The following is an 11,458-nucleotide window of genomic DNA, read 5'->3' on the forward strand; positions in this document are numbered from 1 at the left end:
ATCATCAAATATGTCGACCAGATCGCTCTCTTGCGGAAATTGCCCCGTCTTCACCTTGCAGGCTATCAATCCGCGACTTTTCTCCATCACGGTATTTTCCGGATAAACATTGGCGCTTGCTCCGTAACAGAAGGGTAGCAGGCCATCGACTTCGAGTGCCTGACGGATTTGGAACAGAGCCTCGAAAAAGTCTTCCTCTTCTGCCTCGATCACCTTGTCCCGATAACTGCATTTCAGATTGCAGGCAGCGCCGTTCACGTGCAGCGTGAACACGGCTTGCTCGTCGTCACCAACGGAACCTGCTCCGATCAGAAAAACAGTACGCTGATGGTCCATCTCATCCCCCTCGCCATGTGACGGGATGGTAGTACGACAACGGCCGCTTTCCAGCATGGCAGGGATTGGGACGCGGCCGCACTCCCTGCCGTCGTCATCCGCTGGCCGGGCGTCCCGCCGCAAAGGCAAGGTCCCGCCGAATGACATCCCGCTTGTCTTGCGACAGACCGGCAAGCAGCTTTTCATCGAGGCAGCCTGCTCGGATGAGATGAGTGAAGACATAAAGGAGCTGCGAATAGCGGTAGTCGAACGTCCGGTCGATATCCCGCCGCTGTTCACGCAAATAGGCTTCCAGCTCCCACATCTGGGAGGGAACCGTCACCGCACTGGCCTTGCTCTTGAATTCGGCCATCGTCTTTGCGAGGGCCGCCTCAAGAGCCTTATCGAAGGCGTGGCGGGCGAGCTTCTTTTCGGAAGCGGACCAACTGGAATCGTTCATTGGATATCTCCGTAGATTTCCTGTGAATTCCATCAGATTTTCACGAACTTCGCCTGCTTCTACCCCCGCGCCGCCCAAAGCAAACCCCGCTCCACCATCAGCGCCATTTCCGGCACCGCGAACTCATCCGCCGTGTGACCAAGGGAACTGTAGAAAACCTTCCCCGCCCCATAGCGCCGTTTCCAGACGACCGGCATGACAACGCCGCCTATCCCCGGAAAATGCGCGTCGGTGAAGGTGGTGGTCGCCAGCACCTCATTGCTTGGGTCGACATGCATGTAATATTGCTCCGATCGGTAGGCGAAATCGCTGATGCCTTTTGTGATCGGATCGTCCGGCCGGGTGATCGCGACAGTGTAGTCGATGATGTTGCCGGGATGCGCCACCCATTGGCCGCCGGTCATGAACTGATAGTCAGGCTCATTGCGGAAACTGTCGCCCATCGTGCCGTGGAAACCGCCGAGCCCGCTTCCCCCGCGAACCGCAAGCGTCAGGTTCTGCAACTCGGCCTTTTCGATCATCGACATCGTGATGACAGGCACGATGAGATCGAAGGAAGCAAGCTCCGGACCGGCGAACATCGCCGTGCCCTCACCCAGCGTGACGTCGAAGCCGTTTCGCTCAAGCAAGGTGCGAACGATCTTCGCGCTCTGCTCCGGCGTATGGCCCTCCCAGCCGCCCCAGGCGATCAAGGCCTTCTTTGGCACTGTGTACCTCCCTGGAAAACTCGGCCCTGATCGATCCGGCGTCAGCGCCAGCCCAGCGCTGGAGCGACATGGGTCAGGATCGCCTCGATGACATGCGCATTGTAGTCGACGCCGAGCTGGTTCGGAACGGTGAGCAGCAGCGTATCGGCTTCGGCGATCGCCTCGTCCTGCGCCAATTCCTTGATCAGCACATCCGGCTCGGCCGCGTAGCTGCGCCCGAAGATCGCTTTGGTGTTCTCCTCGATGAAGCCGATCTGGTCGCGGCTCTCATTGCCGCGGCCGAAATAAGCACGGTCGCGATCGTCGACCAGCGCGAAGATGCTGCGGCTGACCGAGACGCGCGGCTCGCGCTTGTGGCCGGCTGCCTTCCAGGCCTCGCGATAGATGCGGACCTGCTCGGCCTGCTGGATGTGGAACGGCTTGCCGCTCTCGTCGAATTTGAGCGTCGAGCTCTGCAGGTTCATGCCGAGCTTGGCTGCCCATTCCGACGTGGCGTTGGTAGCCGCACCCCACCAGATCCGCTCGCGCAGACCCTCCGAATGCGGCTCGAGGCGCAAGAGGCCGGGCGGATTGGGGAACATCGGCCGCGGATTGGGTTGGGCGAACCCCTCGCCCCGCAGCGTCTCGAGGAAGACCTCGGCATGATGCCGCGCCATGTCGGCGTCGCTTTTGCCTTCCGGCGGCGCGTAACCGAAATGGCGCCAGCCATCGATCACCTGCTCGGGCGAGCCACGGCTGATGCCGAGCTGCAGGCGCCCGCCGGCGATGATGTCGGCAGCACCGGCATCCTCGGCCATGTAGAGCGGATTCTCGTAGCGCATGTCGATGACCGCGGTGCCGATCTCGATACGGCTGGTCCTGGCGCCGACCGCCGCCAGCAGCGGGAACGGCGACGCGAGCTGGCGGGCGAAGTGATGCACGCGAAAATACGCGCCGTCCGCGCCCAGCTGCTCGGCGGCGACAGCCAGCTCTATGGATTGCAAAAGCGCGTCCGAAGCCGAGCGCACTTGCGATTGCGACGAGGGCGTCCAGTGCCCGAACGACAGGAAACCGATTTTCTTCATAGTCATGCGATATAAGGATGCGCGTCAGGCTTCAATGCAAAAGAGATTTTTTGGCGCCCGGATCAAGGCTCATGCATCGCTATTCTCGAAGGCGCCAATGCCTTGTGCGATCAGGTTGGTCGCCATCACCAGCGAGACGATTGCCCCAGAATTGAAGACGACGACCCACCATTTTCCGCCGGTCAGGAAGCCATAGCCGTCGGCGACGGCCAGTCCCCAGTCGGCCGATGGCGGCTGGATGCCGAGGCCGAGAAAGCTCAGCGTCGCGATCGAGAAGAACGCGTAGCCCAGCCTTGTGACGAGCTCGATGAGGATCGTTTCCCTGATGTTGGGCAGTATCTCCAGGAACATGATGGCGAGCGCGCCCTCGCCGCCGAGGCGCGCGGCGCTGACATAGTCGCGCTGCTTCTGCTCACGCACGGCGGCGCGAACGGTGCGCGCCACCAGCGGCGCGTAGGCGATGCCGATCACCAGGATGACGGTCAGGTTCGACGGGCCGATCGCCACCAGCGTCATGGTGACGAGAACGATGAACGGAAACGCCATCAGCGTATCGAGCAGCCGCGCGCCGATGGCATCAGTGAGGCCCTCGAAATAGCCGAGCACCAGGCCGATGATGCTGCCGGCGGCAACCCCGGCCAGCGTCGCCAGCGGCGCAACCAGCAGGATGTCGCGCGAACCGACGATGATGCGGGACAGCACATCGCGGCCGAGCTGATCGGTCCCGAACCAGTGCAGCGCATCGGGCGGCGTCAGCGTCGCCAGGAAATCCTCGGCATAGGGATCGTAGGGAACGAAGAGGTTGCCTGCTATGGCGCAAGCGACCCAGAACAAAAGCAGCAGCAATCCGACCACGACCGACGGCGGCAATCCGGCGAAAGCACTGCGAATCCGGCGCATTGTCGAAAAGCCCGCCACGGCGAGCTGCGGTGCGGGAAACTCGGCCAGATCCGTCATGGCGAGGTCCGGCGGCGTTGCCGCGGATCGAGCAGCGCCAGCAAGAGGTCGCCGGCCGCCGCCGACAGCACGAAGATGGCCGCCATCACCAATACGCCTGCCTCCAGCATCGGGAAATCACGGGCCTTGGCCGCGTTCAGGACCAGATTGCCAAGTCCCTGGATGCCGAACAACGCCTCGATCACCACCAGCCCACCCAGCATGTATCCGGTCTGCGTCGCCAGCACCGCGACGGTCGGCGTCAGCGCATTGCGCAGCACGTGCCGAAAGATGATCTCGCGCCGCTCGAGCCCTTTCAGGACGGCGGTGCGCGTGTAATCGGCGGCGATCGCCTCGATCACGCCCGCTCGCGTCATCCGGGCGATATAGCCGGAAAGGTTCAGCACCAGCGGCAGCGCCGGCAGGATCAGATAATAGCCATGCGTCCAGAAGCCCGCGCCATCGGGCGCAACTCCGGAGATCGGGAACCAGTTCAGCCACAGGCCGAAAACGATGAGCAGCATCAGGCCGGAAACGAAATCAGGCACAATGCCGAAGGAGACGCCCGCCATCACGATCAGCCGGTCGATGAGGCGGCCCGCATTGAGACCGGCGATGACGCCGGCACCAACGCCGAGCGGAACGAGGAAGAGCAAAATAATCCCGGCAAGCGCCGCGGAGCGCTTGAGGCTTTCCAGCACGAAGGGCGCCACCGGCCCGCGCATCGACAGCGAGGTGCCGAAGTCACCGGTGACCGCTTTGCTGAACCAGAGCCAATACTGGACGAGAACCGGCTGGTCGGCGCCTAGCCGCTTGTTCAGTTCCGCCACCGCTTGCGCGTCGGCAAAAGGCCCGAGCATGACACGGCCCACATCGCCGGGCAGGACCTGCCCGGCGAAGAACACCAGAATGCTGACCAGCCACAGGGTGAGGACAAGTGTGCCCACACGCGCTGACAGAATGCGACCGGTCAGCATGTCGCGATCATGCCTGGACGAAGGAAACGCGGTCGAGCAGGAGATGCGAAATCGCGGTGAAGCGTACGCCCTCGACCTTGGAGCTGACGATGCGGCTGTATTGCGAGAAGTAGCTGATGATCGCCGGCGTCTCGTCGAGCAGCAAGGTCTGGATCTTGCGGGCAACAAGGCGCTGTGCCTGCAGGTCGCGCGCCTTCGAGTAGTCAAGCAGCAGCGCGTCATAGGCCGGGTTGTTGAAATGTGCCGCGTTCCAAGCTCCCGAACTCTTTAGCGTGGCGTTGAGGAAGATGTCGGGCGTGCCGCGGTGGCCATAGTCGGTGATGCCGAGCACCGAATCCAGCCATGGCGAACTGCCGAACGTCGCCGAGCCGTAATAGGCGTCCTGCGGCAGGACATTGAGCTTGACGTCGATGCCGGCCTTCTTGGCGAAGTTCTGGATGATGACCGCATAGTCGGGAATGTCATAGGCGCGTTCGGTGGTCAGCGTCACCTCGAAGCCGTTGGGCACGCCCGCCTCGCCAAGCAGCCGCTTGGCCTCGGCAATGTCCTGCTTGCGCTGCGGCACCGATGGATCGGCCGAGGGGAAGATCGGCGCGAACGGCGTGTCGTTGCCGACGATGGCGCGGCCCTTGAGCAGGCCCTTGACCACAGCCTCTCGGTCGATCGTGAGCGCCAGCGCGCGGCGGATGCGCTTGTCGGTAAACGGCGCCTGGTCGGTCCTGAGATGCACCTGGTCGTGCGAGCTCGCCTGCACGCTCAGCAGCTTGAAGTTGGGATTGCCCTCGATCGCCAGCTCCAGCCGCGTCGTGCTTGGGATCACGTCGAGCTGGCCGGCCTGCAAAGCCAGCACCTGTGCCTGCTCGTCGTCGAAGAACTTGATCTCGATCCGGTCGGGCAGCGCCTTGTCGCCCCAGTAATTCTCATTGCGCACGAAGCTGGCGCCTTGCTTGGGACGGAAGGATTCGAGCTTGAACGGGCCGGTGCCGTTGAAAGTCTTCTCGAAATCACCGGCATAGTCGGCAGGCAGGATGACGGCATTGTAGACGTCGGAGGAGACATAGAACGGGAAGTTGCTGTTCGGACCGTCGAGATCGAAGGCGACGGTTTCGTCGTCGACCAGCTTGGCGCCGCCCTTGGACAGGATGCCCTTGTAGGCGGACAACGCCGACGAGCCGCTGGCCGGATCGACCAGCCGCTCGAAGCTCGCCACAACGTCTTTGGCGGTGACCGCGCGGCCATCGTGGAATTTTACCCCTTGCCGCAATTTGAAGGTCCAGCGGCTGGCCGTCTCGTTGGCCTCCCAGGACAGAGCCAGCTTCGGCTGCAGACCATCCTTCGGATCGTCGAGGATCAGATACTCGCCGACCTGGCTGATCACCCCGATGCTGGCCGGATCGGTGACCGAAACCGGATCGATCGCCTTGGTCGGCTGGCCGAGCCCGACGCGAACCGTGCCGCCGCCGGCAGCCGCGGCGCGCGCGCCTCCCAACCCCTGCGAGGCGGCAAAGCCGGTCAGGCCGAGCAGTGCGGCATATCTGAGGAGATCGCGGCGCTTGAGAAAGCCGCCCTGATGTTCGTCGACGGCGACATTCCAGATGTCCCCCGACAGATTGCGAACTGCGTCGATATCTCTGCGTCTGGTCATTTTGAAACCCTGCTTTGAAATGAAGATTGAAAATCTATGCGACGGGCTCGCCGTCGAGATGGATGCGGTCGACGGCCTGCGGATAGAAGGCGATGAGGCCCTTGATCTTCGGCATTTCCTCAATGGGATCCCGGTAGCTCCAGGCGATATCAGGGCGCACCGAACCGTCGCTCAGCAGGCCGGACCAGTAAGAGGCGATGCCCTTGTAGGGACATCGCGTCGTGGTGACGGACGCCGTCAGCCGCTCCAGCCGGATGTCTTCCGCGGGCAGATAAAAACGCGTCGGCAGATGCGTCTCGAACAGCAGCACCGGGCGGTGGCTGTCGGCGATCGGCTCGCCGTCGAACCAGATCTGCAAATGGCTCGAGCTTTGCAGAACATCGATGCGTGCATAGGGATCGCGGGCGTGGACGAAGACTTCCTCTTCCTCCTCGAACCACTGGTCGACGGCCTTCCAGGTGAATGCAATGCGGCCGGCCAGCGGCGCCAGGTTTTCATCCGGCGGCGACACGAACGACCACGCCGCGTTGGCGCTGCGCCTGTCGCCGCTGTCGATATCCCAATAGGCGGTCTCGCCACCGACCGGATGCGGCTCGCGATGCAGCGAAGGTTTCAGCACCGATGGGTCGACCGCTGACGGCGGGAAGAAATAGATCGGCAGGAAATGGTTGGAGCGCAGCACCAGCACGTTGCGGCTGTCGGCGATGGTGCGGCCGCCGAATTTGACGCGCACACGCTTGGGGCTGTGCAGGACATTGACGAGCTGCGGCGCGGTCGCTTCGCGTGGCTGCAATCTTGGTGCGACGGTCATGATCGTTCTTCCGGTCAGGACACGGCACGCGCATTGTCGCGCTGCTCGGCGAAGCGGTTGGCGGGCCGCGCCAGGCCGAAACGGTCGCGCAGCGTTCCCGGCCCGTATTCGGTCGGGAAGACGCCGCGCCGCTGCAGCTCCGGCACCACCTGTTCGGCAAAATTCACCCAGTCTTCTGGCAGCAGCGGGAACATCAGGTTGAAGCCGTCAGCGGCACCCGAAACGAACCAGTCCTGCAACTGGTCCGCGATCTGTACCGGCGTGCCGGCAACCGTCGGCACCGAACCGCTGTTGGCGAGCTTGCGCGCGATCTCGCGCAGGCTGAGATTCTGCTTCGCCCACTGCTTGACCCGGTTGAGCGATGTGCGCCCGCCATTGAACGTGCTTTCGTCCGGCAGCGGCGGCAGCGGCCCGTCCGGCGGCAACAGCGACAGGTCCAACCCGCTCCAGCTCGACAGAAGGTCGATGCCGACCTGATCCGGCAGCAAGGTCTGCAGGTATTCTTGCTTTTCCCGGCCTTCCGCTTCGGAGGCGGCGACGATCGGCAGGATGCCGGGCAGGATCTTGAAGCTCTCCGGCCGCCTGCCGTGGCGGGCCAGCCGCTCGTTGATATCCTGACGGTATTTGATGCCATCCTCCTTGGTGCTGTAGATGGCGAAGTGCGCATCGGCCTGGGCGGTGGCGAAGTTCTTGCCATCTTCGGACGAGCCGGCCTGGACGATTAGCGGATGGCCTTGCGGCGGCCGCGAGACATTGAGCGGCCCACGCACCTTGAAGTGCTTGCCCTTGTGATCGATGGGATGGACCTTGTCGGGGTCGGCGAAATGGCCTGACGCCTTGTCGATCAGCAGCGCCTCGTCTTCCCAGCTGTCCCACAGCGCCTTGACGATATCGAGGAATTCGGCCGCGCGTTCATAGCGGAAAGCATGTTCGATATTGCCGTCTCGGCCGAAATTGCGCGCCTCCTCATCCATGGCCGAGGTGACGACGTTCCACGACGCCCTGCCCTTGCTGATATGGTCGAGCGAGGCGAACATGCGCGCCACATTGTACGGCTCGCTGTAGGAACTCGACGCCGTGGTGATCAGGCCGATATGCTTGGTCACGCTAGCCAGCGCCGATAGCAGCGTCAGCGGTTCGAGGCGGGCATTGGCGTAATGGGCGACGCCGCTCTTGACTGAATCCCAGATCGACACGTGGTCGGCGACGAAGATGGTGTCGATCCTGGCGCGTTCGGCCGCCTGCACGAGATCGCGGTAGAATTCGAAATCCAGTACCTCCCGCCCCGGCGCCCTCGGGTGGCGCCACGACATCCGATGATCGCCCTGCGGGTTGAAGAAGAATGCGCTGAGGATCATGTGGTCTCGAGCCATGCCGGGCCTCCTTCCAGATCTGCTCCGGAGACCGTCGCGCTGCCTCGGCAGACGGCGACAATCTCTGCTGATGCGAGAAAGGTAGATTGCGCTCCGGCTTAATTCGAGTAATTTTATAAAGATAATGTATTGCGAAAGCGGAAGCGATTGCCCTCGTTGGCGGCGCTGGAAGAAAGTGGTTTCAAGTCCCCATGTCCTCCTCGGTTCTGAACGTAGACCAGCTGTCCGTGGCCTATGACGGGCGCAAGGGATCGCATCCCGCCGTCAGCGGCGTGTCACTGCACATCGGCGAAGGCGAAGCGCTCGGCCTGGTTGGCGAGTCGGGATCGGGCAAAAGCTCGGTGGCGCTCGCCATATTGCGCTATCTGCCGAAAAACGCCCGCATCGCTGCGTCGGCGCTGGAATTCCAGGGCCGCGAAATCCGCGACCTTTCCGCCGAGCAGCTGCGCCGGCTCAGGGGAAATCATATCGCCGCCGTCTACCAGCATCCCGGTGCTGCCCTCAATCCAAGCATGACGATCGGCCGCCAGATCACCGAGACGGTCATGCGGCATCGCCCGGTTCGCCTCGAAGAGGCGCGCGGGCGCGCCGCCGAACTGCTCGGCCGCGTCCGGGTCAGCCATCCGGAGCGGGTGCTGGATCTCTATCCGCACGAACTCTCCGGCGGCATGCAGCAGCGCGCCAACATCGCCATTGCCATTGCGCTCGACCCATCGCTGCTGGTGCTGGATGAGCCGACGACGGCGCTCGACGCCAGCGTCCAGTCCGAGATCATCGCCATCCTCTCCGACTTACGCAAGGATCACAAAACCAGCATCCTGCTGATCAGCCACGACATCAATATGATCCGCCGCTCCTGCGACCGGGTGGCGGTGATGCAGGCGGGAACCGTGGTCGAAAGCGGCGTTGCGAGCGATGTCTTCGACAACCCCTCTCACGCCTACACCAAGGCGCTCATCGCCTCGATCCCGGCGCTCAACTACACCAAGCGGGACGGAAGACTGGCGGAGACGGACGGCGTGCCAGCGCACCCAATAGTCCAAGGCGAAGACGCCGGCCTGCCAAAAGAACGCCGCATCGCGATCGCCTGCAAAGGCATCAGTCATGCCTTCGGCAGCCAGCCAGTGCTGCACCACGTCGATCTCGACATCGGCCAGGGCGAGACCTTCGGGCTGATCGGCGAGTCCGGTTCTGGCAAGTCGACCCTGGCACGGATCGTCACCGGTCTGCAGACGCCAAGCGCCGGATCGGTCGAACTGTTCGGCAGGACGGTCGCGCCGCGCGTCGAGAAGAGAAACCTTGCCGAACGCCGCGACGTGCAGATGGTCTTCCAGTCGCCGGATCGCACGCTCAATCCGCGCCAGCGGATCGGCACGATCCTCGGCCGCCCGCTGCGCAGGCTCGCCGGCCTGCGCCGCAGCGAGGTGAGAGCCCGCGTCGGCGACCTGCTGCAATCGGTTCGCCTCGCCGGCGCCACGGCCGAGCAGAAATCGCGTTCGCTGTCCGGTGGCCAGCGGCAGCGGGCGGCAATCGCGCGCGCCTTCGCCGGCGTGCCGAAGGTCGTCGTGCTCGATGAACCGACTTCCGCGCTCGACGTCTCCGTCCAGGCGACCGTTCTCAACCTGCTCAACGACCTGCAGCGCGACAAGGACACGACCTATCTGTTCATCAGCCACGACCTCAGGGTGGTGCGCTACATGGCCGACAGGATCGGCGTGCTCTATCGCGGACGCCTGGTCGAAACCGGCTCCTCCGACCAGATTTTTCGCGGCCCCAACCACCCCTATACGGCCCTGCTTTTGGCTGCGTCCTCCGACGAAGCTGCGCCGAGACTATCCGCTCCAATCGAGATCGAGTCGGCCGGCGTCCCGAATACGGGGTGCTCCTTCGCCGACCGCTGCCCGCTGGTCCTGCTCGACTGCCGAAAGACGGAGCCGCCGGCCCGAGAGACCGCGGCAGGGCATCTGATCGCCTGCTGGCGGCACGGCAAGGGTGTCTGAGCGCCCGAAGGTCCGCAGCAGTGGCAGGGTTTTAGCGGCAAGCAGATCGTCGATGTCTGGAACCTCTCCGACGGCTGCTGCGGAGTTCCTGCCGCCGTGGTTGGGCCGCTTCCTCGCATACAAGTACATTCATTTGTGCTAATATATAACTGTCATGCACATTCGTTTCGTGACGAAGACGTGCGAGGATGCAATGAAAACCATGAATCGCAGGTCTGCAATTGCTCTCGGTGTGATGGCTGTCGCGATAACGCCTCTGTTCACCCTGGCGGCATCAGCGAAGAAATACGGCCCGAAGGAAGGCAAGGAGATTGCGCCCGGTGTCAGGGTGGTTGAGGTCAGCACCGGCAACTCCGACATTCCCGCCTACAAGAGCATCGCAATTGTCGACGTGGTATTTCAGCCCGGCGCACACGCGCCTCAGATGGTGATGGACAACGATATGATCTGCACCATTGCTTCAGGTGCGTTCACGATCAAGAAGGCCGACAAGGAATTCAAGCTCAAGACGGGTGACATGTACACCTGCGCCAAAGGCAAGACCGACGAGGCGACAAATACAAGCAAGGAGGTCGGCGTGCATCGGATCGCCGTCCTGATACCTGCCTAGCAAACCGGATTCCGGCCGGATGGAAGGTCGCATGCCGTCCGGCCGGCGCTTGCGTACACTAGGTGCTGGCCTCGTCCGGCCAACGCCCTTCGGCAAGATCGGCAGGATTCCGCCGCTGGTGCCAGCCAGGTCACAGCCGCATGTTCGCTTTCCTTCAGGCACAGTGCGATGCCGGCATTGGCTCTTGAAGGGCCAAGCCAGACCCGCGTAACATAGCGCCAAGTCAACCGCTCACATTGAGTCTGCTTTATTAGTCCGGGCTAACGTCCGGATTGGTTTGGATATTTTCCTTGAACACGCAAGCAACCAGCAGCGCATCGGAGCGCGGCAAATCGTTTGCCCATGTGGCGGAAGCCTCCTGGGGCAAGGGCCTTAGCACCTTGCTCCGCATCGTGCGCATGACGCTGCGCCATCCCTGGCAGGTCGCCATCACCATCGTCTCGACCTTCATCGCCGCGACGCTGCAGCTTTTCATTCCACGCCTGCTGGGACGCGCCATCGACCAGGCGCAAGGCGTGATGGCCGCAGGCGCCGGCGCTGCGGCCATCACGCCTTGCGCC

At 63.0% G+C, this 11,458-nt stretch carries 11 protein-coding genes and 1 pseudogene; 3 read left to right on the forward strand and 9 right to left on the reverse strand.

The features are described 5' to 3' along the window. The 9 genes from EN932_RS17555 to EN932_RS17595 all read right to left on the reverse strand — a co-directional run. Positions 1–336 (reverse strand): hypothetical protein (locus EN932_RS17555; protein ID WP_128368947.1); only part of this gene is annotated, 336 nt, incomplete at its 3' end. A 94-nt stretch (positions 337–430) separates the two neighbouring features. After that, entirely contained in the window at positions 431–808 is a 378-nt protein-coding gene (locus EN932_RS17560) for a hypothetical protein (protein ID WP_245268615.1), read from the reverse strand. A gap of 26 nt (positions 809–834) precedes the next feature. Next, on the reverse strand, positions 835–1,482 hold the full coding sequence (locus EN932_RS17565) for a ThuA domain-containing protein (protein ID WP_127385263.1): 648 nt from the start codon (positions 1,480–1,482) through the stop codon (positions 835–837). 41 nt (positions 1,483–1,523) lie between these two features. Beyond that, positions 1,524–2,546, reverse strand: coding sequence for an LLM class flavin-dependent oxidoreductase (locus EN932_RS17570; RefSeq protein WP_164753796.1), 1,023 nt, complete (start codon positions 2,544–2,546; stop codon positions 1,524–1,526). A gap of 69 nt (positions 2,547–2,615) precedes the next feature. Then, entirely contained in the window at positions 2,616–3,503 is an 888-nt protein-coding gene (locus EN932_RS17575) for an ABC transporter permease (protein ID WP_127385264.1), read from the reverse strand. Continuing rightward, entirely contained in the window at positions 3,500–4,459 is a 960-nt protein-coding gene (locus EN932_RS17580) for an ABC transporter permease (RefSeq protein ID WP_013530496.1), read from the reverse strand. The genes EN932_RS17575 and EN932_RS17580 overlap by 4 nt, the downstream gene beginning before the upstream one ends. Positions 4,460–4,466: 7 nt before the next feature. Then, positions 4,467–6,104, reverse strand: a complete 1,638-nt coding sequence (locus tag EN932_RS17585; protein WP_024503938.1) for an ABC transporter substrate-binding protein — start codon at positions 6,102–6,104, stop codon at positions 4,467–4,469. Positions 6,105–6,138: 34 nt separating this feature from the next. Then, positions 6,139–6,915, reverse strand: a complete 777-nt coding sequence (locus tag EN932_RS17590; protein ID WP_024503939.1) for a DUF427 domain-containing protein — start codon at positions 6,913–6,915, stop codon at positions 6,139–6,141. Between the two features lie 14 nt (positions 6,916–6,929). Further along, positions 6,930–8,288, reverse strand: a complete 1,359-nt coding sequence (locus EN932_RS17595) for an LLM class flavin-dependent oxidoreductase (protein ID WP_128368948.1) — start codon at positions 8,286–8,288, stop codon at positions 6,930–6,932. A gap of 191 nt (positions 8,289–8,479) precedes the next feature. Between EN932_RS17595 and EN932_RS17600 the strand changes: the two genes are divergently transcribed. The 3 genes and pseudogenes from EN932_RS17600 to EN932_RS17610 form a co-directional block, all read left to right on the forward strand. Further along, entirely contained in the window at positions 8,480–10,288 is a 1,809-nt protein-coding gene (locus EN932_RS17600; RefSeq protein ID WP_127368932.1) for an ABC transporter ATP-binding protein, read from the forward strand. A 193-nt stretch (positions 10,289–10,481) separates the two neighbouring features. Then, positions 10,482–10,898 (forward strand): hypothetical protein, encoded by a 417-nt coding sequence (locus EN932_RS17605; protein WP_127368933.1) that lies wholly within the window; start codon positions 10,482–10,484, stop codon positions 10,896–10,898. Positions 10,899–11,188: 290 nt separating this feature from the next. Continuing rightward, positions 11,189–11,458: pseudogene (locus EN932_RS17610) on the forward strand (ABC transporter ATP-binding protein); the annotation flags it as partial.

This window comes from Mesorhizobium sp. M7A.F.Ca.US.002.01.1.1, assembly GCF_004022955.1.
Lineage (GTDB): Bacteria > Pseudomonadota > Alphaproteobacteria > Rhizobiales > Rhizobiaceae > Mesorhizobium > Mesorhizobium ciceri.